The organism is Streptacidiphilus pinicola, from assembly GCF_003258295.1.
In the GTDB taxonomy this organism is placed as follows: domain Bacteria; phylum Actinomycetota; class Actinomycetes; order Streptomycetales; family Streptomycetaceae; genus Streptacidiphilus; species Streptacidiphilus pinicola.
In genome coordinates this window covers 17,008-39,875 of the sequence record NZ_QKYN01000023.1, presented here as the reverse complement: position 1 = coordinate 39,875, position 22,868 = coordinate 17,008, and the positions used below count along the sequence as shown (strand labels likewise).

The window sequence follows — 22,868 nt, the reverse complement described above, 5'->3', positions numbered from 1 at the left end:
TGGGGGCGCGAGGCTGTACCGATCTGCGGCTCCTCGCGCCCCTCGAGCGCTACGCGCTCACCCTCCAGCCCGGGACGGGGACGGCCTCTCGCAGGGCGCGGGTGTACTCCTGGGCGGGGGCGTCGAGGACCGTCGCGCAGTCGCCCTGTTCGACGACGCGGCCGCGTCTGAGCACGAGCACGGTGTCGCACAGTTGCCGGACCACGGCGAGGTCGTGGGAGATGAGCAGGTAGGCGATGCCGGTTTCGGTGCGGATGTCCGCGAGGAGGTTGAGGACTTGGGCCTGGATGGAGACGTCCAGGGCGGAGACGGCCTCGTCCAGGATCAGGACCTTGGGTGAGGCCGCCAGCGCGCGGGCGATGGCGACGCGTTGGCGCTGGCCGCCGGACAGGTCGCGTGGCCGGGCCGAGGCCTGGCGTTCGGTCAGGCCGACCTGGTCGACCAGCTGCTGTGTGAGGGAGAGGTCGCGGCCGTGGTGCCGCAGCACTTCCTCGACGGCCGCGCGGGCGGACTGGCTGGGGTCGAGGGAGGTGTAGGGGTCCTGGAAGACGATCTGCAACTCCCGGGCCCGGCGGCCGCGTTCCCTCGCGCCGCGCGCGGGCGCACTGCGGTCGCGGCCCATGACGGCGATGGTGCCGCTCGTGGGGCGTTCCAGCCCGACCAGCATCCGGGCGACGGTCGTCTTGCCCGAGCCCGACTCCCCCACGATCCCCAGCGAGCCGCCCGCCGGGACGTCGAAGTCGACGTCCACGACCGCGTGGTGGGCCTTGAAGTGCTTGCTCAGCCCGCGTACCTCGACCGCGTTCCCCGCGTTCATGCCGTCGCCTCCGTTCGTGCCGCGTGGATCTCCTCGACGCGGGAGCAGCGCACCAGACCGTCGTCGAACTCCGCCAGGGCCGGCGGGGTCGTCTCGCACTGCGCCGTCGCGAACCCGCAGCGCGGCGCGAACGCGCAGCCGGGGCCGGACTCGAACGCCGAGACCGGACGGCCGGGGATGGCCGTGAGCCGCTGCGCCCGCTCGTCGATGGACGGACGCGACCCCAACAGCCCCAAGGTGTACGGGTGCGCGGCGCGCTCATGCAGGGTGTCCGCCGAGCGCAGCTCGACGATGCGTCCGGCGTACATCACCGCCACGCGACCGCACACCGCCAACGCGAGGTCGAGGTCGTGGGTGATGAAGACCATCCCCATCCCCCGCTCCCGCCGCAACCGGTCGAGAATCCCGACCACCTCGCGCTGGATGGTGACGTCCAGCGCCGTCGTCGGCTCGTCGGCGAGGATCAGCCGGGGCTCGGCCAGCAGCACCGACGCGATCATCACCCGTTGCAGCATGCCGCCGGAGACCTCGTGCGGGTACTGCCGCAGTCGCCGCTGCGGGTCGTCGATGCCGACCTCGGCCAGCACCGCCGCCGCCCGCGCCAACGCCTCCCGCTTGCCCACTCCCCGGTTGCGCACCAACGCCTCGATGAGAAAGGCGCCGATCCGACGGGTCGGGTTGACGTGGGCGCGCGGGTCCTGGAACACCAGCCCGACCTCGCGGTCGCGGTAGCGCCGCAGCGCGCCCGCGTCCATCGCCAACACCTCGGCGCCGTCGTACCGGACCGCCCCCGACACCGCCGCACCGCGCGGCAACAACCGGGTGACGGCCCGCATCGTCATCGACTTGCCCGAGCCGGACTCACCCACCAGACCCAGCGCCTCGCCCGGAGCCAGCGACAGGTCGATCCCGTCCAGCAGCGTGCGGGTCCCGCCGTCCTCGGTGGTGATGTCGACGGTGAGGCCCGCCAGTTCGAGCAGGGGTGCGGTCATGCGGCGGCTCCCACGGGGGTGCGGTCGTTCTCGGCGCGGTCCTTCAGAGCGGCTCCGGCGGGGCGCCGGCGGCGCAGATAGCCCGGCGGCTTCTCTCCGCTGATCCGCGCGCCCACCACGGTCAGGGCCAGCACCGTCAGCACGATCAGCACGCCCGGCGCCAGCACCTGGAGCCAGTAGCCCTTCAGCAGCGCGTCGCTGTCGCTGACCATGACGCCCCAGTCGGGCGTCGGCGCCTGGACGGCGAGGCCCAGATAGGAGAGCGAGGCGAGGTCCAGCAGCGCATAGCCGAAGGCGATCGCGGCCTGCCCGACGACCACCGGCACGATGTTGCGCAGGATGTGACGGACCGTGATCCGGAGCACCCCGAAACCCTGCACGGCGAGCGCGTCCACGTACGGGCTGACCCGCTGCTGCCGCGCCGCCGCCCGTACGATCCGCGCCAGGAAAGGGATGTAGGCGATCGAGAGGGCGACGACGGCCGGGGTGAGACCGGGGCCGAACAGCGCCACGGTCAGCACCGCGAGCAGCAGCCCCGGCAGTGCGTAGACCAGGTCGAAGACCCTGGCGATCACGCCGTCCACCCAGCCGCCGTACCAGCTGGCCAGCAGCGCCAGCGGGATGCCCAACAGCAGCGAGACGCCGACGACGAGCGCCGGGCCGAGCAGCGAGGTCCGGGCGCCGAAGATCAGCCGGGAGAGCAGGTCCCGGCCGATGCCGTCGGCGCCGAGCAGATGCGCGCCCGACGGGCCGGCGTAGGAGTCCAGAAGGCTGGACTGGTTGGGGTCGGCGGGCGCGACCAGCGGCGCCAGGACCGCCGCGAGCAGCACGACGAGCAGGAAGCCGCCCGCCAGCATGCCGGAGCGTCCCAGCGTGGTGTTCGCGCGCTGCCACAACTTCTTGGTGCGGTTCACGACGTGCTCCCGGCCTCGCGCAGCCGTGGGTCCACCACGGCCTGGATCAGATCGCTGGCGGCGTTGCAGACGACGAATGCGGCCACCAGCAGAAGGGCCACGGCCTGGACGACGGGGAAGTCCTTCTGCGCGACCGACTGGATGGTCAGCTGCCCGATCCCGGGGACGGCGAAGGCGGACTCGACGACCAGCGTCGAGGCGAAGGTCCCCGCGGTCAGCAGACCGACCGCCGTCACGATGGGCGGCAGCGCGTTGCGCAGCACATGGCTGCGCAGCACGGTGCGCCGGGGCAGGCCGCGCACGAGCGCGGTCTGCACGTGTTCGCGCTCCAGCTGGTCGCGCACCGCGTTGCGGGTCACCCGGGCCAGGAAGCCGCAGGAGAGGATCGCGAGCGCGACGGCCGGCAGCACCAGCCCGTCCACCTTGCCGCCGAAGCCCTGCCCGAGACCGGAGGCCGGGAACCAGCCCAGCTTGACGGCGAAGAGGGAGATCAGCAGCGCGGAGGCGACGAACGAGGGCACGGTGACCGAGACGGAGGTGGCGGCGTTGACCGCGCCGTCCACCCGGCCGGGCAGCAGCGCGGCGGTCAGGCCCATCGCCAGCCCGATCAGGACCACCAGCACCATCGTCATCAGCACCAGCAGCAGCGTGGTGCCGAGCCCGGAGCCGACGCGGTCGGCGACGGGCTGGCCGGTGACCATCGAGGTGCCCAGGTCGCCGTGGAGCACGCCGGTCAGCCAGTCCCAGTAGCGCACGGGCAGCGGCTGGTCCAGGTGCAGGCGGTGGCGCACGGCCGCGCGGGCGGCGGCCGAGGGCGTGCGGGAGCCGAAGATGACGTTCTCCGGGCTGCCCGGGGCGAGGTAGAGACTGCCGAAGATCACCACACTGGAGAGGAAGAGCGTGGTCAGCAGCCCGCCGAGGCGGTGCAGCAGCAGCCGGGTCATCAGGGAGCCCCCACGGCGGTGACCCAGGCGTTGTCCATGTAGGAGAAGGTCAGCGGCGCGCCGGTGACGTCCTTGCTCTGGAAGAGCAGCGCGCGCGGCTCGATGATCGGGATCCAGGGCAGGTCCTTGTCGAGGATCGCCTGGGCCTTGAGCACCGCCTGGGCGCGGGCCTGCGGGTCGTTGGTGGCCTGTGCGGCGTCGAGGTCGGCCTGGACCTCGGGGTTGGCGTAGCCGTTGAAGTTCTGCACGCCGCTCTTGGTGCCGTAACTCTCGTACATGGTGGCCGCTTCGGGGAACTCCATGTAGTTGATGGTCAGGAAGCCGTCGTAGGCGGAGCGGGCCTTGGGGTCGGTGAAGAGGTTGCCGTACTGCTGGTCCGGCAGGCCGACGATCTTCATCTTCAGGCCGATCTGCTGGCCGGTCTGCTGGATGACGGCGGCCAGCTGCGACTGCGACGGGTTGCCGGCCGGATAGGCGATGCTGACCTGCTTGCCGGTCGCGCCGGCCGCCTGCACGAGCTTGGTGGCTCCGGCGATGTCCACGCCCTTGGCGGCGAGTTGGGCGTAGGCCGCCTGAAAGGTGGCCGCGGCCGGGCCGCCCTGCCAGAAGCCGGGGCCGGCGACGGCGTAGAGCGGGTCGGCCGCGCCGCCGGCCAGCGTCTTGGCGATGCCGACCCGGTCCAGCGCCATGCTGAGCGCCTGCCGGGTGCGGGCGTCGCCCAGGCCGCCGGTGAAGGTGGAGACGACCAGGTCGATGTTCTGCGTGGTCGAGCCCGCGCCGCCGATGTAGAGCTTGCCCGCGGCGCTCTTGCCGAGCTGCGGGATGACCGAGGCGTTGAGGTTGAACGCGCCCTGCAGCGCCCCGGAGGAGAGCGCGTTGGCGAGCGCGGAGGGGTCGGCGAGGAACTTGAAGGTGACGGTGTCGGCCTTGCCCGCGTGGCTCGGGTCCCAGTAGTGCGCGTTCTTCTTCAGCACCATCTGGTTGGTGCCGTCGAAGGAGGCGATCGTGTAGGGCCCGGTGCACATCACGCCGACGTTCGCGTTGCCGAAGTTCTGCCCCGCCTTGACGGCGAACGCCTTCTCCACGACCGCCGCGCCGAGGATGCCGAGTTGGCGGTCGAAGATGTAGTCGGGCTTGGTGAGCGTGAAGGTCACCTCGTGCGGCCCGGTGGCCTTGACCCCGCCCAGGTCGTTGTAGGAGTCCGCGTAGTTGCTGGCCACGTTCGGGTCCAGATTGCGCGTCACGCTGTAGACCACGTCGTCCGTGGTGACGGGCTTGCCGTCGGCGAAGGTGGCGCGCGGGTCGAGCTCCACGACGACGTGGGTGGGGTCCGGCTGCTTCCAGGAGGCGGCGATGCCCGGGTGCAGGCTGTAGTCGGCGGCGACGCGGATCAGCGGCTCGCAGACGTTGCCGAGGATGGTCTCCTCGGGGTAGTCGGCGGTCTTGACCGGGTCCTCGGAGTAGGGCGCGCGGTAGTCGCCGGACCAGGTCAGGTCGCTGAGCGGCTTGGTGCCGGGCGCGGTGGTCACCTGGGCGGTGGAGAAGTTGCTCTTGGCGTCGGGGGTCCTGGCCGCGCCGCCGGAGCCGCAGGCGGTGGCGAGCAGCGCGACGGACGTCCCGACGAGCGCGGCGCGGAGCATACGGTTTCTCACTGGGCTCTCCTTCTCACTGCTCGGCGGCGGCGTGGACCAGCCCGCCCTGGACGTAGGTGCGCAGCACGCGGGTCTCGGCGATGGCCTGGGCCGGCCCGTCGAAGGGGTTGCGGTCGAGCACGACGAGGTCGGCGTACTTGCCGGTCTGGACCGAGCCGGTGACGTGGTCGAGGTGGTTGATCCGCGCGGTCCCGGCCGTGTAGGCGGCCAGCGCCGATCCGAGGTCGAGCCGCTCCTCCGGGCCGAGGACCCGGTTCGGGTCCTCCTCGCCGGTGCGGTTGACGGCCACGTGGACCCCGGCCATCACGTCCGGGGTGGAGACCGACCAGTCGCTGCCGGCGGCGAGCGGCACCCCGGCGCGCAGCAGCGAGCCGAACGGGTACTGCCAACCGGAGCGGCGCTCGCCGAGGAAGGGGATGGTCAGCTCGTCCATCTGCGGTTCGTGGCAGGCCCACAGCGGCTGGATGTTGGCGGTGGCGCCGAGGGCGCGGAAGCGGGCGATGTCCTCGGGGTGGACCACCTGGAGGTGCGCGAGGTGGTGCCGGTTGCCGCGGTCGCCGTTGCGGCGCAGCGCCTCCTCGACGGCGTCGAGCGCGTTGCGCACGGCACGGTCGCCGAGCGCGTGGAAGTGCACCTGGAAGCCCGCGGCGTCGAGTTCGGCGACGTAGCCGCCGAGCTTCTCGGGGTCGACGAAGTCCAGGCCCGCGTTGCCGGAGGAGCAGCCGCAGCCGTCGAGGTAGGGCTCCAGCATGGCCGCGGTGTGGTTCTCGGCGACGCCGTCGAGCATCATCTTGACGGTCCCGGCGCGGAAGCGGTCGCCGCCCTGCTCGGACTCGGCGCGGCGCCGCTCGAAGAACGCGAGCTGCTCCAGGCCGCCCTCGCGGTCCCACCACTGCGCGCCGCGGACGCGGGCGGTCAGCGTGCCCTCGCGGTCGGCGCGCAGGTAGGCACCGTAGACGTCGCCGGTGCCGAAGTTGGGGCCGACGCCGGCGTCCTGCCAGCCGGTGATGCCGAAGGAGTGCAGGTAGGCCTGGCCCGCGAGCAGGCCCTGGTAGAAGTCCTCGTCGGTGGCGGCGGGCATGTGACGGGTGACCAGCTCGGCCGCGCCCTCCTGGAGCATGCCGTTCGGGGTTCCGTCCGGGTCCCGCTCGATCCGGCCGTCGGCCGGGTCCGGCGTGTCCTTGGTGATGCCGGCGAGTTCCAGTGCGCGGCTGTTGACCCAGAGGGCGTGGCCGTCGGCGACGGGCAGCGCGACCGGGCGGTCGCCGACGGCGGCGACGGCGGCGAGCAGCGAGCGGTGCGGCATGCCGCCGGGGAAGGCCTGGAAGGACCAGCCGCCGCCGGTGATCCACTCGGCCTCGGGGTGGGCCCTCGCGTAGTCGGCGACGGCCTGGAGGTACTGGGCGCTGGTGGTCAGGTCGTGCAGGTTGCAGCGGGCCAGCGTGGTCCCGGCGAGCACCGGGTGGACGTGGGCGTCCTGGAAGCCGGGCAGCAGCAGCTTGCCGGTCAGGTCGACGACCTCGGTTTCCGGGCCGATCAGCGGCCGGACCTCGTGGTCCTGGCCGACGGCGAGGATCCGGCCGTCGCGGACGGCGGCGGCCCCGGCCCAGGAGCGGGCCGGGTCGACCGTGTAGACCGGGCCGCCCAGAAAGACCAGGTCAGCGGTGGGGAGATCAGAGTGCACGAGCGCTCCAAGGCATGGGGGTGCGCAGAACGGGGGCCGACGCCGCCCGGTGTGCAGAGAAGAAAACCCCCTGACAACGAGCCTGTCAATGCCATTGACAGCGGCACCCCGTTACGATCGGATGAAGCACGCCCCGGCGGCGGGGCGGCGTCCGAGCGAATCTGAGGAGGGGCCCGCGTGGAGGCCCGAGTGGCGGAGCAGTCAACGGCTGGGCAGGCGAACAAACGACGCGTCACGCTCACCCGCGAGTCGATCCTGGAGGCCGCGCTGCGGCTGTGCTCTCCCGAGGGCGGCGGCCAGCTCACCTTCAGCCGGCTCGGCAAGGAGCTCGGCGCGGACCCGACCGCCGTCTACCGCCACTTCCGGGACAAGGACGAACTCGTGCTCGCCCTCACGGATCTGACGATCCAGGAGGGCATCGAGCTGGCCCGTCAGGCGCTGCCCGACGGCCCGGCCGACGACTGGCGCGCCTGGCTGACCGTCACCGCGCAGAGCGTGCGCACCTCCTACCTCGCCCGCCCGGCCCTCGCCGTCCTGGCCGCGGCGCGCACCACCGCCAGCCCGGCCGAGACGCACAGCGTCGAGCAGCTGATCTCGGTGCTGCACCGCGCCGGTCTGCCGGTCGTGGAGGCGGCGGAGTGCTACCGCGCCCTGTTGGACCTGACCTTGGCGATGACCCAGTACACCGCCGCCTTCTCGATCCTTGACCCGCAGGCCCAGGAGAAGGACGAGGCGGCCTGGGCGGTCAAGTACGGCATGCTGCCGGAGGACGAGTTCCCGCTGCTGCACCGCAGCGCACCGCGCCTGACCGAGCTGTTCCGCGACGACGACGGCGTCTTCGCCCTCGTCCTCTCCACCTTCCTGGACGGGGTCGCGGTCCGCATCGAGCGCGCGCGGAACGCCGGATGACCGGTCCCACGACCGACGGCCGAGTCCTCAAGGGCAACGAGACCCGTCGGCTTGTGCTGGCCCACGCCATGCGGATCGCCTCGGTCGAGGGCCTCGCCGCGCTCTCGATCGGGCGCCTGGCAGGCGAGTTGGAGCTCAGCAAGAGCGGGGTCTTCGCGCTGTTCGGCTCCAAGGAGGAGCTGCAGCTGGCGACCGTGCGGGCGGCGGAGCGGGTCTACCACGACCACGTGATCGCCCCCGCGCTGGACCGGCCGGCCGGGGTGGAGCGCCTGCTCGTGCTGCTGGAGGGCTGGTTGGAGTACTCCCGCACCCGCGTCTTCGCCGGCGGCTGCTTCTTCTACGCCGTGGGTGCGGAGTTCGACGCCCAGCCGGGCCGGGTCCGGGATGCGCTGGGCGAAGGCAGCCGCACCTGGCGGCAACTGATCACCGATCAGCTGCAGGCCGCTTGCGCGGCCGGGGAGTTGCCGCGGGACACCGACGTCGAGCAGCTCTGCTTCGAGGTGCAGGCGATGCTGGAGTTCGCGAACGCCATGTCCCTGCTGCACGACGACGAGGCGCCGTACCAGTGCGCAAGGCGCGCCGTGCGGCGCCTGCTGCGCACGGAGTAGCCCGCCGAGCACACCGTGACGGGCCATCAGCCAAAAACTACACGAACGGTCGTGCTACTTTTGTCGGCATGACGCTCGCAACCCTGCATTCCAGGGCGCTGGCCCTGCTCACTCCGCTGGTGGCCGCCGTGCGGCCCGAGGACCTCAACCGCCCCACCCCCTGCGCCGAGTGGCACGTGCGCCGCTTGCTGGAGCACGTCATCGGCCAGCAGGACGGCTTCGCCGAGGCCGCGTACGGGCGCGGCGACGCGCCGGGCGCGTTCGACGACCGCCCCCTCCCGCCCGGCACCGACCTGTCGGCCGCGTACCTCCACTCCGCCAAGGCGCTGACCGCGGCCTTCACGGAGGCCGAGACGCAGTCCCGCACCCTCGCCCTGCCGGAGATCCTCCCTGGGCACGCCTTCCCGGCCACCCAGGCGATCGGCTTCCACCTGCTCGACACCGTGGTCCACGGCTGGGACCTGGCCCGCGCGTTGGGCCGGCCCTTCGACTGCCCGGAGGAACTGCTCGCGCCCACGCGCCAGGCCGCCACGTTCGTGCCGGCGGACGAGGCCTACCGAGCACCGGGCCGCGCGTTCGCCCCGGTGCTGCCGGGCGCGCCTCCCGGCGACTTCGACAAGGTCCTGCTGCTGCTCGGCCGCGACCCCGCCTGGCAGGCCTGAGCCGTCAGGCCGGGATGGTGATGACGGTCTTGCCGCGGGCGCCGCCGCGCTCCACCTTCTGCAGCGCCTCGGAGGCGTCGGCCAACGGGAAGGTCGTCTCCACCAGCGGCTGCAGTTCCCCGGATTCCACCAGCCGGGCCAGAGCGGCCAACTGCTCGCCGTGCGGGCGCATCATGAAGGAGCGGGCGTCGACGTTCCACTGGGCCTGCTTGGCCTCCGCGTCGGCGATCGGGACGATCGACACGAGAACGCCGCCGGGCTTGAGGACCGCGAACGAGCGGTCCTGGGTCTGGCCGCCGACGGTGTCGAACACGACGTCGACGCCGGAGAGGACCTCGTCGAACTGCTCGGTGCGGTAGTCGATGACCTGATCGGCACCGAGCTTGCGGACGAGCTCGGCGCTGTCGGCGCTCGCGGTGGCCACGACGTGGGCACCGAGGTGCTTGGCCAGCTGGACGGCGACCGAGCCGACACCGCCGGCGCCACCGTGGATCAGGACCGTGGTGTCCGGTCCGACCTGGGACTGCTCGGTGAGCGCCTGCCACGCGGTGAGCCCGACCAGCGGCAGCGAGGCCGCCTCGGTGAAGGACAGCGCCCGCGGCTTGGCGGCGACCAGGGACTGGTCGACGGCCACGTACTCGGCGAACGCCGCGCCGACGCGGGGATCGACCCTGGCGAACACCTCGTCGCCGACGGCGAAACCGGTGACCTCACCACCGACCTCGGCGACGACGCCGGCCACCTCGCTGCCGACGACGAGAGGCTGCGTGAGCTCACCGGCGCGCAGGAAGCCCTTGATGATCAGGTGGTCCACCGGGTTGACGCCGGCGGCACGCGCCTGGATCAGCACGTCGCGCGGGCCGACAGCGGGCACCGGCCGCTCGGCGACCGTCACGACGTCCGCGACCTGGCCGTACTGGTCGATGACTGCTGCCTTCATGGGAACTCCTTGATCGCATCGGATGTCGAGCGGTTCAGGACCGCTCGTTCCATAACCTACCCGTTCTGGAACGAGCGGTCAATATCGTGCTACCGTGATGCCATGGCCAGGCCCCGCACATTCGACGAAGACGCGATCCTCGACCGCGCGATGCTGCTCTTCTGGCGCAAGGGCTACGAGGCCACCGCCATGAGCGACCTGGTGGAGGAGCTGGGTCTGGGCCGCGGCTCGATCTACGCCGCCTTCGGCGACAAGCACCAGCTGTTCGTCCGTGCCCTCGCCCGCTACCTGGACCGCCAGAACACGCTGCTGGCCACGGCACTCGACGACGAGGGCCCCGCCGTCGCGCAGCTACGCGCCGTCCTCGGCCGGCTGCTGGCGGCGGACGCCGCGTGCGGAAACGCCGGGTGCTTCAGCGTCAACAGCATCGCGGAGCTCCTGCCCCACGACGACGAGGTCGCCCGGCTGGTCCGCCGCAGCCTGCGGATCGCGGAGGAGGCGTTCACCCGCCAACTCGAACGCGCCGCGCGCGACGGCGAGCTCTCCGCGTCCGTCACCCCGGAGGACGGCGCGCGCCTGCTGATCACCTTGGTCCAGGGCGTGCAGATCGTCAGCAAGGTCCACCCCGACCCGGCCCGCTCCGCCGCCTGCCTGGACGCCGCGTTCGCTCTGCTCGCCAAGGAGCCCGCCCCCCTGGCGACCACTGCTCCCTGACCGCCCGTCAGTCGCCCGCCGGCCCGCCCTCGTCCTGGGGGCGCTCCTCGCGCTCCCAGAGCGTGTGCTCGCGGCGCGCCCAGGCGCGGCCGACCCGGCCGGTGCGCATGCCGTGCCGGGACTCCGGGTCCTTGAACGCCATCCGCAGATGCCCCAGCACCAGCACGCCGATCACCAGCGCCAGCCAGTCGTGGACGAAGGTCGCCCCGGTGCGCACGTCGAGCGCGGCCAGGTGCGGGAACCAGAGGATCAGCCCGGTGCCGACCATGACCAGCGTCGAACCGGCCACGAAGGCCGCGTAGAGCTTCTGCCCGGCGTTGAACTTGCCGGCCGGTCCCGCGCGCCGGGTGCCGTGCCGCATCGCCCGCCAGGCCCAGCCGTGGTCCTCGGGCCGGAACCGGTTCAGCCGCCGCAGGTCGGCCCGTACCGAGCGGAAACCCAGCCCGACGGCCAGCGGCAGCGGCAGCAGCACCCCGCTCCACTCGTGCACCGTCACCAACAGCCGCCGCCGGCCGACCAGCTCCGCGAGCTGCGGCAGGTAGAGGAAGGCCGCGGTGACGATGGCGACCATCATCGTCACGGCCGTCGTCCGGTGCACCCAGCGCTCGGCGGTGGTGAACCGGCGCAGCTCGTCGGGGCGCAGCACCTGTTCGGTCGGCTCAGCCGGAGGTCGGGGCATCGTTGCGTCCGTTGGAACGGCCGACCCAGGCCTCGACGTCATAGCCGTAGTGCTCCCAGTAGCCGGGTTCGACCTGCGAGGTCACCGTGATGCCGGAGAGCCACTTGGCCGACTTGTAGAAGTACATCGGCGCGACGTACAGCCGCACCGGACCGCCGTGCGCGTCCGTCACCGGCGAGCCGTTCATCTGGTGCGCCACCAGGATGTCGCTGCGCCGCGCCTCGTCGAGGGTCAGGCTCTCGGTGTAGACGCCGTCGAAGCAGGTGAACTTGATCGCGGTGCCCTGCTTCTGGACTCCCGCCATGTCCAGCAGGTCGCGCAGCAGTACGCCGGAGAACTCGGTGTTGGGCACCCGCCAGCCGGTCACGCACTGGACGTCCTTGACCAGCCGGGTCTGCTGCATCGCCTGCAGGTCGGCGAGCGTGTACGTGGCCGGGCGGTCCACCAGGCCGTCGACGGTCAGCCGGTAGTCGGCCGCGCTGCGGTGCGGGATCGAGTCGGCCACGGAATAGAACCGGAACCCGCCGCCGCCCGGGAGCAGGCCGGTCAGGCCCGTCGGGTCCTTGGCGCTGACCTGGGCGAGTATGCCGTCCAGCCCACTCTGCGCCTTGGCCCCGAAGGCCACGCCCGCGGCGCCGAGCGCGAGCACGCCGAGCACGACCCGTCTCCCGACGGGTTTGCCCAGGCGCTGCCGACCCCGTTGCTCCATGCCTCCATCCCACCACTGCGCCGACGCGCTGAACAGGGCGGAAGGGGCTTCGTCAGACTTCTCTAAGGTTTCGACGGGCCCAGGTGGCAGCGACCTCAGGGGCGCCAGGCTCCGGGTGGTGCAACTAAAGCGTCGCCGGAATGGCCTGCGGGCCGTGCATGATGCCGCCGACCGTCCAGTTCAGGTCCGCGTACCTGCCCACCAGCCGCAGGCTGGGGAGGCGTCGCAGCATCGTCCCCACCGCGATCACGCCCTCCAGGCGGGCCAGGGGGGCGCCGACGCAGTAGTGGATGCCGTGGCCGAAGGAGAGGTGGCGGCCGTCGGGGCGGGTGACGTCGAGCTCGGCGGGGTTCGGGGTGAGGGACGGGTCGCGGCCGACCGCGGCGAGGGAGACGGAGAGGGCGCTGCCCTTGGGGATGAGGACGCCGCCGAGCTCGACGTCGCACGCGGCGAAACGCAGCGGCGTCTGGTCGACGGGGGCGTCGAAGCGGAGGAACTCCTCGATCGCGCCGGGCAGCAGCTCGGGCTTCTCGCGCAGCAGGGCGGCCTGCTCGGGGTGGTCGAGGAGCGCGGCCGCGGCGTTGCCCAGCAGGTTGACGGTGGTCTCGTGGCCGGCGACGAGCAGCATGACGGCGGTGCCGAGCAGCTCCTCGGCGGTGAGCGCACCCTCGTCCTCCGCGTTGACACGGATCAGCGCGGCGAGAAGGTCGTCGCCAGGGTCCGGCGCGGCCTGCTTCGTCGCGATCAGCTCGGCGAGGTACCGGTTGATGGCGAGCATGCCGTCCTGCTGCGCGACGGACGGCGTCGAGGAGCCGCCGGAGACGGCGGCGAGCGTCCAGGCGCGGAAGTGCTCGCGGGCTTCGTCGGGCACACCCAGCAGTTCGCAGATCACCATGATGGGCAGCGGACCGGTGAAGTCCTCGACCAGGTCGATCGGTTCGCCCGCGGCGGCCTTGGCCTCGATCGCGTCGACGAGCGCGTCCGCGAGCTCCTGGACGCGCGGGCGCAGCGACTCCACCCGGCGCGGGGTGAAGGCGCGGGCGACGGGGCCGCGCAGGCGGGCGTGGTCCGGCGGGTCGGCCATCAGCATGTTGGCGCCTAGGCCCTGGCCGCTGCCCTGGTAGGAGACGATGCCCGCGGCGTCGAGGCCCGCCCGGCCGACCGCTGGGTCCTTGACCAGGTCCGGGTGGGTGAGCGCGACGCGGGCGAGCTCGTGGTCGAGGACCAGGTAGAGGTCGAGCCCGCTGGGCTGCGCCACCACCTGGACCGGGCCGCGGGTGCGCAGCCCGATATAGCGGGCGTGGGCGTCGGCCTTGAACGACGGGTCGTTGACGAGTGGCATCTCGAACTCGGTGGCGGCCATTCGGCGGTTCCCCTCTCCCCCCGGCCCTCCCCTGGGCCGGCCGGTCTGTGGTGATCGGCTACGAACCATTCTTCCGCTAACGAACTGTCAACAAACAGTCACGCTCGTGAACAGTTGTGCTGCACACCTCTGGACTGCGCCGCTGCGCGGGCGGACGATTCCGCCCATGCGGATGGAGGGGACGGCCGCGGTGGTCACCGGCGGCTCGCGCGGGATCGGGCTCGCGGTGGCGCGGGAGCTGCTGGCCGCCGGGGCTTCGGTGCTGATCGGCGCGCGTGGCAAGGAGGGGCTGGAGCAGGCGCTGACCTCGCTCGGCCCGGCACCCGGCCGGCTGGTCGCCGCGGCCGGGGACGCGGGCGACGAGGTGGACGTGCGGCGCTGGGCGGGGCTGGCGCTGGAGACCTTCGGACGGCTGGACCACGTCGTCTGCAACGCGGGCGCCAACCAGCCGCCCGGCCCGGCCGTCACCGGCGACCCGGCGGCGTGGAAGGACACCTTCGCGGTCAACGTCCACGGCCCGCTGGCGCTGGTGCGGGCGGCCTGGGAGGGGTGGATGCGCGAGCACGGCGGCTCCGTCGTCACGGTGGTGACGGAGGGCGTGCACGGCACCGGTCCAGGGCTGGCCGCCTACGAGACGAGCAAGGCCGCGCTGCTGCAGCTGACCCGGCATCTGGCCGCCGAGCTCGCGCCGCGGGTCCGGGTCAACGCGGTCTCACCGGGGCTGGTCCGCACCGAGCTGGCGCGCTTCTGGTGGGAGCGCGACGAGGCCGGGCTCGCGGCCGGGACGCCGCTGCGGCGGCTGGGCGAGCCCGAGGACGTCGCCCGCGCGGTGGTCTGGCTGCTCTCGGCCGAGGCGTCCTGGGTGACCGGCGCGGACCTGCTCGTCGACGGCGGCCGCCGGGTCCGGACGGGCATGGTGCGGCCACCGGACGCGCCGGACTCGCATCCCTGACGTCCCGTCCGGCGGACGCGGCATGATCGTGCCACGTTCCGTCAGGAGGCCACGTGACCACCGTCCAGCCCGAGCCGATCCGCACCGACCGGCTGACCCTGCTGCCGCTGCGCGTCGAACACGCCGACGAGATGGCGGTGGTGCTCGCCGATCCCGGTCTGCACACCTTCACCGGCGGCGTACCGGAGACCGCCGAGGCGCTGCGCGCACGGTACGCACGCTGGGTCGCCGGCTCGCCCGACCCCGCGCAGTCCTGGTGCAACTGGGTCGTCCGGCTGCGCGGTACCGACGAACTCACCGGCACGGTCCAGGCGACGATCACGACCGACGGCGGCCCGGGCGCCGGAGCCACCGCGGAGGTCGCCTGGGTGGTGGGCACCGCCTGGCAGGGGCACGGCATCGCCACCGAGGCGGCCCGGGGCCTGGTCGCCTGGCTCCGGGCCCACCAGGTGGCCACGGTCGTCGCCCACATCCACCCCGACCACGCCGCGTCCGCCGCCGTCGCGGCCGCGGTCGGCCTCACGCCCACCGACCAGTGGCAGGACGGCGAGCTCCGCTGGGAGCGGCGGCCGGACGGGTGCGCTCCGGACCGGGAGGGGGACCAGGCAGAATGGTCCGGTGACCCTGACTGATCTCATCCCCGCCAGTCCGCAGCCCGACGAGCTCTTCACGGCCTTCGCCGGCTGGACGGAGGAGCGCGGGATCACCCTCTATCCAGCCCAGGAAGAGGCGCTGATCGAGATCGTCTCGGGCAACAACGTCATCCTGAACACCCCGACCGGCTCCGGAAAGAGCCTGGTCGCGGCGGGCGCGCACTTCTCCGCGCTGGCGAACGGGCAGCGGACCTTCTACACCGCGCCGATCAAGGCGCTGGTGTCGGAGAAGTTCTTCGACCTGGTGAAGATGTTCGGCACCGAGAAGGTCGGCATGATGACCGGCGACGCCTCCGTCAACCCGACCGCGCCGATCGTCTGCTGCACCGCCGAGGTGCTCGCCTCGATCGCGCTGCGCGACGGCGCGCAGGCGGACGTCGGCCAGGTGGTCATGGACGAGTTCCACTTCTACGCCGAGCCGGACCGCGGCTGGGCCTGGCAGGTGCCGCTGATCGAGCTGCCGCAGGCGCAGTTCCTGCTGATGTCGGCGACGCTCGGCGACGTGCGCCGGTTCGAGGCGGACCTGAAGCGCCGCACCGGCCGCGACACGACGACGGTCTCCTCGGCGACGCGCCCGGTCCCGCTCTTCTACGAGTACCAGCGCACGCCCATCCACGACACGCTGGAGGACCTGCTGAAGGCGGGTCAGGCGCCGGTCTACGTCGTGCACTTCACCCAGGCGCAGGCCGTGGAGCGGGCGCAGGCGCTGATGAGCATCAACATGTGCACCAAGGCCGAGAAGGACGCGATCGCCGCGCTGATCGGCAACTTCCGCTTCACCACCAAGTTCGGGCGCAACCTGTCGCGCTTCGTCCGCCACGGCATCGGCATCCACCACGCGGGCATGCTGCCCAAGTACCGCCGCCTGGTGGAGCGGCTGGCGCAGGCCGGCCTGCTCAAGGTCATCTGCGGCACCGACACCCTCGGCGTCGGCGTCAACGTGCCGATCCGCACCGTGCTGTTCACCGCGCTCAGCAAGTACGACGGCCAGCGGGTACGGATGCTGCGCGCCCGCGAGTTCCACCAGATCGCCGGCCGCGCGGGCCGCGCCGGCTTCGACACCGTCGGCACGGTCGTCGCGCAGGCGCCGGAGCACGTCATCGAGAACGAGCGGGCCGTGGCCAAGGCGGGCGACGACCCGAAGAAGAAGCGCAAGGTGGTGCGGAAGAAGGCGCCCGAGGGCTTCGTCTCCTGGGGCGAGGAGACCTTCACCAAGCTCATCGACGCGGCACCGGAACCGCTGGTCTCCCGCTTCAAGGTGAGCCACCTGATGCTGCTCTCCGTCATCAACCGCCCCGGCAACGCCTTCGAGGCGATGCGACACCTGCTCACCGACAACGACGACGACCCGAAGACCCGTCGCCGCCACATTCGCGAGGCCATCGCCATCTACCGCTCGCTGGAGGCGGGCGGCGTCGTCGAGCGACTGCCGCACCCGGACGAGACCGGCCGCATCGTCCGTCTGACGGTGGACCTGCAGGACGACTTCTCGCTCACCCAGCCGCTGTCCACGTTCGCGCTGGCCGCGTTCGAGCTGCTGGACCCGGCGTCGCCGTCGTACGCGCTGGACGTGCTGTCGGTCGTCGAGTCGACGCTGGACGACCCGCGCCAGATCCTGCACGCGCAGGAGAACAAGGCGCGCGGCGAGGCCGTCGCCGAGATGAAGCGCGACGGGATCGAGTACGAGGAGCGGATGGAGCGGCTCCAGGAGATCTCCTACCCCAAGCCGCTCGTTGAGCTGCTGGAGCACGCGTACGAGGTCTACCGCCGCTCGCACCCGTGGATCAGCGACCACCCGCTGCGCCCGAAGACCGTCGCCCGCGACCTCTACGAGCGCGCGATGACCTTCACCGACTACGTCGGCTTCTACGAACTCCCGCGCACCGAGGGCCTGGTGCTGCGCTACCTCGCCTCCGCGTACAAGGCGGTCGAGCACACGGTGCCGGACCACCTCAAGTCCGAGGACCTGCGCGACCTGATCTCCTGGCTGGGCGAGCTGGTCCGCCAGGTCGACTCCTCGCTGCTGGACGAGTGGGAGCAGCTGGCGAATCCGGAGGACGAGGAGGAGTTGGAGGAGTCGCTGGAGGAGAGGACCGCGCCGGTCACCGCCAACAAGCGCGCCTTCCGAGTGCTGGTCCGCAACGCGATGTTCCGCCGCGCGGAGCTGTGCGCACTGGAGAACTGGGACGCCCTCGCCGAGCTGGACGCCGAGGACGGCGGCTGGGACGCCGACCGCTGGGCGGACGCGATGGACGCGTACTGGGACGAGCACGACGACCTCTACACCGGCCCCGACGCCCGCGGCCCGAAGATGCTCATCATCGACGAGGAGACGGTCCAGGGCGCGTGGCTCGTCCGCCAGATCTTCGACGACCCGGCAGGCGACCACGACTGGGGCATCAGCGCCGAGGTCGACCTCACCTCCTCCGACGAGGAGGGCCGCGCGGTCCTGCGCGTGACGGGCGTCGACCGCCTCGGGTAACCCCCAGGGGCGCGGGGCTCTGCCGATAGGCGGCTCCGCCGCGTGGGCGCGAGCAGCCACTGATGAGCGGATGGCCCTGCGCGCTCGGGGCACTACCTCGCTGGGTGGCTTGTCGCGCAGTTCCCCGCGCCCCTGCATGGCTACGCCATGACCTCGGCGCGCAGAATCGAGTACAGCACCATGTCGCGCCACACCCCGGCGCGGAAGCAGCCGCCGCGGATGACGCCCTCGCGGGTGAAGCCGGCGCGCTCCAGCGCGCGCTGCTCGGCGATGTTGATGATCTCCGTGCTCGCCTCGATCCGGTTCACCCGGGTGTGCGCGAACAGGTACTCCGCGAGCAGTCGCTGGGCGCGCGTGCCGTAACCCCTCCCCCGTTCAGCGGTCAGCAGACCGATGCCGATGTTCCAGCACGGCGACGCGGGGCCCTGGAAGACCTCCCGCCACTGCACCTCGCCCACCAACCGGTCGTCCTCCCCGACGACGGCCAGCCGGCCGCCCTGCGGGGAGAGGAAGCCCTGCTCGGCCCACTGCCGGCGCAGCGCGCCGGGGTTGCGGTGGCCGAAGAAGCCGAACTCCCCGGCCTCCACCGGGTCCTCGAAGAGCTGCTCCAGCAGGTCGAGATCCTTGGCGACGAACGGGCGCAGCTTCACGTGATCAGACATGGGGCCACCCTAAGTCGCCCACCCCGCTCCGGGCGCGCCCTTATTCGCGTCGTCAGCGTCGCAGCAGGGTGACGCCGTCGCTCTGGGCGACCAGGGTGTAGCCGCGGGACTCGAACCGGGTGAGCTCCGCGACGGCGGTGTCCGCGGAGCAGGGCGCGATGGCCTTGGAGTCGGAGGCGTCGACGACGACGAAGTCCGCGTCGGCGGACGCGTCGCGCATGCAGACCAGGGTGACCGTGTCGCGGTGCACCAGTTGGGCGGCCAGGCGGTTGCTGGCCGCGACCTTCACCCCGGCGGGGATCTCGCCGAGGATCGCGTCCGCCGTCTCGACGTGGGCGGGGGTGATCCACTGGGTCGGTAGCGCCAGTTCGCGCATCGGGAAGAACGGCAGGGTCGCCAGCGTGAAGGCGGCGCTCGCCGCGAGCGCGGCGCGGCCGCGGCGCCAGGAGAGGCCGCCGCGGGTGAGCGCGTGGACGAAGCCGCCGAAGACGATCGGCATCAGCACCGCGCTGTAGTGGTAGGCGACGCCCCAGTAGTGCGAGTTGCCGGAGGCGAAGCGCCACAGCAGGGTCGGCGCGCACAGCAGCGTCAGCGGCGAGCGCAGCGCGTAGAAGGCGGTGGGGGCCAGCAGCATCAGCAGCGTCAGCCATTTGACGCCCGGCCAGGGCAGGTGCAGCAGCAGGCCGATGAGCGAGCCGCCGCCGCCCGCCGCGGTCACGCCGCCGGTGGTGGCCGTGCCACCGCCGGTGATCTGCTGCCAGTAGTCGAACCCGCCATGGACGTTGACGGCCGGGAGGACCAGCAGCACCTCCGCGCAGGTGCCGAGCGCGCCCGCCGCGGTGAGCCAGAGGCCGAGGCGACGCGGCCCGCGCAGCGCGATGTAGACGCCGACGGCGGCCACCGTCAGGCCCTGGTCCTCCTTGACCAGCAGTAGCGGCAGCGACCACAGCGCCGCCGCCCGCCACCGATCCTCGCCGAGCGCCCGTACCGCGAAGGCGATCAGCGGCACCGCCAGCGCCACCTCGTGGAAGTCGAACGCGGCCGCCTGCACCACGCCCCAGGACGCGCCCAGGCCGAAGCCGACCACCAGCGCGGTGCGCGGCCCACGCGCGGTCAGCGCCCAGTCCGCGAGCGGCACGATCGCCAGCGAGAGCAGCACGCTCTGCGCGACCAGCAGCGTCACCGGGCTGGGGAAGACCCGGTAGAACGGCGCGATGATCGCGACCGCGGGGCTGAAGTGGTCGCCCAGCACGTCGAAGCCGAGGCCCTTGAGCGGGGTGACCGGCGCCTGCAGGTGGGCGTAGGCGCGCACGGCCTGCTCGAAGATGCCCAGGTCGTAGCCGGCCGTCTGCTGCAGCTGGTGACGGCGCACCGACAGCACGGTGTAGAGCACGGCGAAGACCGCCGCCGTGCCCCAGCTGTACGCCCATGCCGGTATCCGGCTCTCCGGACTTCCGAGCTCCCCCGTCACCAGCCGTACGCGCCGCTGCGCGACGACCGTCGTCCCGGTTGTACTCACTCTCCGCGTCCCACCCCGTCAGCCTGCAAACCCGTCCACCCTATGCCAGCGCCTCCACCGGGACGCGTCTGGCCAGGAAGACGTCGGTGATCCACTCGGTGTCGAACCCGTCACCGTGCGCGGTGAGAGCGGCGCGCAGCGCGGCGAGGCAGGCCTCCCGGCGTCCGGGTTCCAGCATCTGCACGCCGGACTGGGTCGCCACCCGGGCGAGCCAGGCGTCGACGCCCTGCCGGACGCGGCCGTTGCGCACGCGCACCGAGCGCTGGTCGGTGAAGCGCGCGTCGCCCGCGAAGTCCCGGGCGGGCCAGCCGTTCTCCACGGTGGACTCGATCTCGCCCGCGTAGTCGGCCGCCAGCTCGGTGAGCCGCATCAGCCCGGTGCCGAACTCCTCGTCGGTCTCCTGGAGCGCGCGGTGCAGGTCCGGGTCGACGACGGGGGCGAAGTTCCAGAACAGCGCGACCGTGCCGCCGGGGGCGAGGACGTCGTGGACACGGTCCCGGCGGGTGTGCGGGTCGAGCCAGTGCCAGGCCTGCGCGGCGTAGACGAGCTCGAACCGCCGCCCGCCCGGCTGCCACTGCTCGAACAGCAGCCCCGCCTCGACCTCGACGTGCGGCACGTCCGCGGTGTTGCGCCGCAGCACCTCCGCCATCCGCGGGTCCGGTTCGACGGCCAGCACCGGCACGCCGCGCCCGGCGAACGCGACGGTGGCCTTGCCCGTGCCCGCGCCGATCTCCACCGCGCGCCGCAGACCAGGGCCCGCGTACGCCAGAACCGTGTCGACCAGGAGATCCGAGTATCCGGGCCGGGCCGCGTCGTAGGCCTCCGCCGTCGTCCCGAACACGAGCGCTCTCTGCTGTCCCACCCGGTGCTCCCCGTCCGTCAGGTCACGCGCCGGTCACCGACCGGTCACTGGTCCGTCGGCGAACTTACCGACTCCAGCGGCTCGGAGGCCAGCACCGTGACCGTTCCGGCGGGTACCGAAACGGGACCTTCCGGGCCGGGAAGGGTCGCATCGGACGCGGTGTGGTTGATCACGATCTCCCAGCCGCGCCCCCCGGCGTCCGTGCGGCGGACGCGTTCGACCCCGTCGGGGACGCCCGACGGGGTGCGGACACCGGCGTCGGCGAGCGCGGCGCGCAGCACCGCGTCCAGGGTGCCGGCGTCGGGGGCGGTGGCGACGTACCAGGCGGTGCCCTCGCCGAAGGCGTGCCGGGTCACGGCCGGACGCCCGGCCGCGGGGCCGTCGGCGTGCTGGAGCACGGCGGCGGCCCCGTCCAGGGTCAGGTCCTCGGCCCAGCGGGACGCGGTGCCGGACGCGGCCGCGCCGATGTCCATCCGGGTCGTCGCGGAGAGCGAGGTGGTCTCGCCGTGACGCAGCGGCAGGAACTCCTCGGTCCGCACGCCCAGCACGTCGCGCAGCGCACCGGGGTAGCCGCCGGGGTGGACGGCGTCGTTCTCGTCGACGATGCCGGTGAAGTAGCTGGTCAACAGGGTGCCGCCGGAGCGGACCCAGGAGCGCAGGTTCTCCGCCCAGGCGTTGCGGGTGACGTACATCGAGGGCGCGACGACGAGGCGGTAGCCGCTCAGGTCGGCGCCGGGGTGGACGAAGTCGACGGTGACGCCGGCCCGCCAGAGCCGCTCGTAGTAGGCGTCGATCCGCTCGCGGAAGTCCAGCTCGACGCTCGGCCGGTACTCCAGCTCCAGCGCCCAGCGCGACTCCCACTCCCACACGATCGCGACGTCCGCCGCGACCCGGCTGCCGCGCAGCGGCTCCAGCTCGCGCAGCCGTTCGCCGAGGCCGACGACCTCGCGCCACAGCCGGGTGGCCGTCCCGGCGTGCGGGACCATCGCGGAGTGGTACTTCTCCGCGCCGGCGCGCGAGGCGCGCCACTGGAAGAACATCACGCCGTCCGCGCCGCGGGCGACGTGGGCGAGGCTGTTGCGGACCATCTCGCCGGGCCGCTTGGCGATGTTGCGCGGCTGCCAGTTGACGGCGGAGGTGGAGTGTTCCATCAGCAGCCACGGCGCGCCGCCGCCGAGTGAGCGGGTGAGGTCGGCGGCGAGCGCCAGCCCGATCTGGTTGTCCGCGCGCTCCGCGGAGAGGTAGTGGTCGGTGGCGACCAGGTCCACCTCGCGGGCCCAGGCCCAGTAGTCCAGGTTGTCGGAGAGCCCGGCCATGAAGTTGGTGGTGACGGGCACGTTCGGGTCGGCGGCGCGGATGATGTCGCGCTCGGCCTTGTAGAGGGCGAGCAGCGCGTCCGAGGAGAAGCGGCGGAAGTCCAGCTGCTGGGCCGGGTTGACGGCGGTGGGCGCCTGCCGGGGCGCGTCGATCTCGTCGAAGGAGCCGTAGCGCTGGCCCCAGAAGGAGGTGCCCCAGGCCTCGTTCAGCACGTCCACGGTCTTGTAGCGGTCGCGCAGCCAGTCCCGGAAGGCGGCCGCGGAGCGCTCGCAGTAGCAGCGCGAGACGTGGCAGCCGTACTCGTTGTGGACGTGCCAGAGCACGACGGCCGGATGGCCGGCGTAGCGGGCGGCGAGCTCGCGGGTGATCCGGGCCGCGGCGGCGGCGTACTCGGGCGAGCTCGGGCAGTAGGTCTGCCGGGCCCCGTAGCCGAGCTCCCGGCCGTCCACGGTGACCGGACGGACGTGCGGGTTGGCCTTCTGGAACCAGGCGGGCGGCGAGGCGGTGGGGGTGGCCAGGTCGACCGAGACATCGGCGGCGTGCAGCTTGTCGATCACTCGGTCCAGCCAGCCGAAGTCGAACTCGCCCGGACGCGGCTCCAGCCTGGCCCACGAGAAGATGCCGAGGCTGACCAGGTTGACGCCGGCCTGACGCATCAGCGCCACGTCCTCGGTCCAGACCTCCTCCGGCCACTGCTCCGGGTTGTAGTCGCCGCCGTAGGCCAGCCCCGTAAGGCGCAGCCGCTGTGCCATGGATCACTCCTCGTCCGGTGCCCGCTGCTGGAACCGCGTACGCCGTGGGCAGCCTCTCCCCTTCGACACCGCTTCGGCAAGA

Annotated in this window: 21 protein-coding genes; 7 read left to right on the top strand and 14 right to left on the bottom strand. The window is 72.5% G+C overall.

What is annotated here, in order from left to right; translation table 11 throughout:
• Nucleotides 1-49: 49 nt before the first annotated feature.
• Genes DN069_RS05590 through DN069_RS05565 form a run of 6 tightly spaced genes read right to left on the bottom strand, consistent with a single transcriptional unit; the run spans nucleotide 50 to nucleotide 7,003 of the window.
• Complete coding sequence (locus tag DN069_RS05590; RefSeq protein WP_111499706.1) at nucleotides 50-817, bottom strand: ABC transporter ATP-binding protein; 768 nt, start codon at nucleotides 815-817, stop codon at nucleotides 50-52.
• Nucleotides 814-1,809 (bottom strand): ABC transporter ATP-binding protein, encoded by a 996-nt coding sequence (locus DN069_RS05585; RefSeq protein ID WP_111499705.1) that lies wholly within the window; start codon nucleotides 1,807-1,809, stop codon nucleotides 814-816. Before DN069_RS05585 ends, DN069_RS05590 begins: the two co-directional genes overlap by 4 nt.
• A complete protein-coding gene (locus DN069_RS05580; RefSeq protein ID WP_243638932.1) occupies nucleotides 1,806-2,723 on the bottom strand; it encodes an ABC transporter permease in 918 nt (305 codons plus the stop codon). Before DN069_RS05580 ends, DN069_RS05585 begins: the two co-directional genes overlap by 4 nt.
• Entirely contained in the window at nucleotides 2,720-3,667 is a 948-nt protein-coding gene (locus DN069_RS05575) for an ABC transporter permease (protein WP_111499704.1), read from the bottom strand. Before DN069_RS05575 ends, DN069_RS05580 begins: the two co-directional genes overlap by 4 nt.
• On the bottom strand, nucleotides 3,667-5,319 hold the full coding sequence (locus tag DN069_RS05570) for an ABC transporter substrate-binding protein (protein WP_133259829.1): 1,653 nt from the start codon (nucleotides 5,317-5,319) through the stop codon (nucleotides 3,667-3,669). The genes DN069_RS05575 and DN069_RS05570 overlap by 1 nt, the downstream gene beginning before the upstream one ends.
• Nucleotides 5,320-5,332: 13 nt before the next feature.
• The gene (locus tag DN069_RS05565; protein ID WP_111499702.1) at nucleotides 5,333-7,003 is read right to left on the bottom strand and encodes an amidohydrolase; all 1,671 of its coding nucleotides are present in this window, start codon (nucleotides 7,001-7,003) and stop codon (nucleotides 5,333-5,335) included.
• 177 nt (nucleotides 7,004-7,180) lie between these two features.
• Here DN069_RS05565 and DN069_RS05560 point away from each other — a divergent pair, with 177 nt between their 5' ends.
• The 3 genes from DN069_RS05560 to DN069_RS05550 all read left to right on the top strand — a co-directional run bounded on the left by DN069_RS05560 (nucleotide 7,181) and on the right by DN069_RS05550 (nucleotide 9,182).
• On the top strand, nucleotides 7,181-7,912 hold the full coding sequence (locus DN069_RS05560) for a TetR/AcrR family transcriptional regulator (protein ID WP_111499701.1): 732 nt from the start codon (nucleotides 7,181-7,183) through the stop codon (nucleotides 7,910-7,912).
• A complete protein-coding gene (locus DN069_RS05555; protein ID WP_111499700.1) occupies nucleotides 7,909-8,520 on the top strand; it encodes a TetR/AcrR family transcriptional regulator in 612 nt (203 codons plus the stop codon). Before DN069_RS05560 ends, DN069_RS05555 begins: the two co-directional genes overlap by 4 nt.
• A gap of 68 nt (nucleotides 8,521-8,588) precedes the next feature.
• Nucleotides 8,589-9,182 (top strand): TIGR03086 family metal-binding protein, encoded by a 594-nt coding sequence (locus tag DN069_RS05550; protein WP_111499699.1) that lies wholly within the window; start codon nucleotides 8,589-8,591, stop codon nucleotides 9,180-9,182.
• A 4-nt stretch (nucleotides 9,183-9,186) separates the two neighbouring features.
• Here DN069_RS05550 and DN069_RS05545 read toward each other — a convergent pair whose 3' ends face one another.
• The gene (locus tag DN069_RS05545) at nucleotides 9,187-10,122 is read right to left on the bottom strand and encodes an NADP-dependent oxidoreductase (RefSeq protein WP_111499698.1); all 936 of its coding nucleotides are present in this window, start codon (nucleotides 10,120-10,122) and stop codon (nucleotides 9,187-9,189) included.
• Between the two features lie 102 nt (nucleotides 10,123-10,224).
• On the opposite strand from DN069_RS05545, the gene DN069_RS05540 reads away from it, so the two are divergent.
• A complete protein-coding gene (locus tag DN069_RS05540; protein ID WP_111499697.1) occupies nucleotides 10,225-10,836 on the top strand; it encodes a TetR/AcrR family transcriptional regulator in 612 nt (203 codons plus the stop codon).
• A gap of 7 nt (nucleotides 10,837-10,843) precedes the next feature.
• Here the strand turns inward: DN069_RS05540 and DN069_RS05535 are convergent, their stop codons facing one another.
• From DN069_RS05535 to DN069_RS05525, 3 genes are all read right to left on the bottom strand, one after another.
• Entirely contained in the window at nucleotides 10,844-11,515 is a 672-nt protein-coding gene (locus DN069_RS05535; protein ID WP_243638931.1) for a cytochrome b/b6 domain-containing protein, read from the bottom strand.
• The gene (locus tag DN069_RS05530; RefSeq protein ID WP_111499695.1) at nucleotides 11,496-12,224 is read right to left on the bottom strand and encodes a molybdopterin-dependent oxidoreductase; all 729 of its coding nucleotides are present in this window, start codon (nucleotides 12,222-12,224) and stop codon (nucleotides 11,496-11,498) included. The genes DN069_RS05535 and DN069_RS05530 overlap by 20 nt, the downstream gene beginning before the upstream one ends.
• A gap of 124 nt (nucleotides 12,225-12,348) precedes the next feature.
• Entirely contained in the window at nucleotides 12,349-13,587 is a 1,239-nt protein-coding gene (locus DN069_RS05525) for a cytochrome P450 family protein (protein WP_111499694.1), read from the bottom strand.
• 166 nt (nucleotides 13,588-13,753) lie between these two features.
• Here DN069_RS05525 and DN069_RS05520 point away from each other — a divergent pair, with 166 nt between their 5' ends.
• The 3 genes from DN069_RS05520 to DN069_RS05510 are packed head-to-tail and all read left to right on the top strand — an operon-like array spanning nucleotide 13,754 to nucleotide 17,674.
• Nucleotides 13,754-14,539, top strand: coding sequence for an SDR family oxidoreductase (locus DN069_RS05520; protein WP_111499693.1), 786 nt, complete (start codon nucleotides 13,754-13,756; stop codon nucleotides 14,537-14,539).
• Between the two features lie 53 nt (nucleotides 14,540-14,592).
• Entirely contained in the window at nucleotides 14,593-15,171 is a 579-nt protein-coding gene (locus DN069_RS05515; RefSeq protein ID WP_111499692.1) for a GNAT family N-acetyltransferase, read from the top strand.
• Nucleotides 15,158-17,674, top strand: coding sequence for a DEAD/DEAH box helicase (locus tag DN069_RS05510; protein ID WP_111499691.1), 2,517 nt, complete (start codon nucleotides 15,158-15,160; stop codon nucleotides 17,672-17,674). The genes DN069_RS05515 and DN069_RS05510 overlap by 14 nt, the downstream gene beginning before the upstream one ends.
• Nucleotides 17,675-17,814: 140 nt before the next feature.
• Here DN069_RS05510 and DN069_RS05505 read toward each other — a convergent pair whose 3' ends face one another.
• Genes DN069_RS05505 through DN069_RS05490 form a run of 4 tightly spaced genes read right to left on the bottom strand, consistent with a single transcriptional unit; the run spans nucleotide 17,815 to nucleotide 22,786 of the window.
• The gene (locus DN069_RS05505) at nucleotides 17,815-18,336 is read right to left on the bottom strand and encodes a GNAT family N-acetyltransferase (protein WP_111499690.1); all 522 of its coding nucleotides are present in this window, start codon (nucleotides 18,334-18,336) and stop codon (nucleotides 17,815-17,817) included.
• Nucleotides 18,337-18,388: 52 nt separating this feature from the next.
• Nucleotides 18,389-19,855: a DUF2079 domain-containing protein gene (locus tag DN069_RS05500; RefSeq protein ID WP_243638930.1), complete on the bottom strand. Its 1,467-nt coding sequence runs from the start codon at nucleotides 19,853-19,855 to the stop codon at nucleotides 18,389-18,391.
• Nucleotides 19,856-19,895: 40 nt separating this feature from the next.
• Nucleotides 19,896-20,717: a class I SAM-dependent methyltransferase gene (locus tag DN069_RS05495; RefSeq protein ID WP_165845377.1), complete on the bottom strand. Its 822-nt coding sequence runs from the start codon at nucleotides 20,715-20,717 to the stop codon at nucleotides 19,896-19,898.
• Between the two features lie 44 nt (nucleotides 20,718-20,761).
• Nucleotides 20,762-22,786, bottom strand: coding sequence for a beta-galactosidase (locus DN069_RS05490; RefSeq protein WP_111499688.1), 2,025 nt, complete (start codon nucleotides 22,784-22,786; stop codon nucleotides 20,762-20,764).
• Nucleotides 22,787-22,868 lie beyond the last annotated feature (82 nt).

Coding starts and splice junctions, on each gene's coding strand:
- DN069_RS05590 (WP_111499706.1), bottom strand. CDS start 817: ATGAACGCGGGGAACGCGGTCGAGGTACGCGGGCTGAGCAAGCACTTC.
- DN069_RS05585 (WP_111499705.1), bottom strand. CDS start 1,809: ATGACCGCACCCCTGCTCGAACTGGCGGGCCTCACCGTCGACATCACC.
- DN069_RS05575 (WP_111499704.1), bottom strand. CDS start 3,667: ATGACCCGGCTGCTGCTGCACCGCCTCGGCGGGCTGCTGACCACGCTC.
- DN069_RS05555 (WP_111499700.1), top strand. CDS start 7,909: ATGACCGGTCCCACGACCGACGGCCGAGTCCTCAAGGGCAACGAGACC.
- DN069_RS05550 (WP_111499699.1), top strand. CDS start 8,589: ATGACGCTCGCAACCCTGCATTCCAGGGCGCTGGCCCTGCTCACTCCG.
- DN069_RS05545 (WP_111499698.1), bottom strand. CDS start 10,122: ATGAAGGCAGCAGTCATCGACCAGTACGGCCAGGTCGCGGACGTCGTG.
- DN069_RS05540 (WP_111499697.1), top strand. CDS start 10,225: ATGGCCAGGCCCCGCACATTCGACGAAGACGCGATCCTCGACCGCGCG.
- DN069_RS05535 (WP_243638931.1), bottom strand. CDS start 11,515: ATGCCCCGACCTCCGGCTGAGCCGACCGAACAGGTGCTGCGCCCCGAC.
- DN069_RS05530 (WP_111499695.1), bottom strand. CDS start 12,224: ATGGAGCAACGGGGTCGGCAGCGCCTGGGCAAACCCGTCGGGAGACGG.
- DN069_RS05525 (WP_111499694.1), bottom strand. CDS start 13,587: ATGGCCGCCACCGAGTTCGAGATGCCACTCGTCAACGACCCGTCGTTC.
- DN069_RS05520 (WP_111499693.1), top strand. CDS start 13,754: ATGCGGATGGAGGGGACGGCCGCGGTGGTCACCGGCGGCTCGCGCGGG.
- DN069_RS05505 (WP_111499690.1), bottom strand. CDS start 18,336: ATGTCTGATCACGTGAAGCTGCGCCCGTTCGTCGCCAAGGATCTCGAC.
- DN069_RS05490 (WP_111499688.1), bottom strand. CDS start 22,786: ATGGCACAGCGGCTGCGCCTTACGGGGCTGGCCTACGGCGGCGACTAC.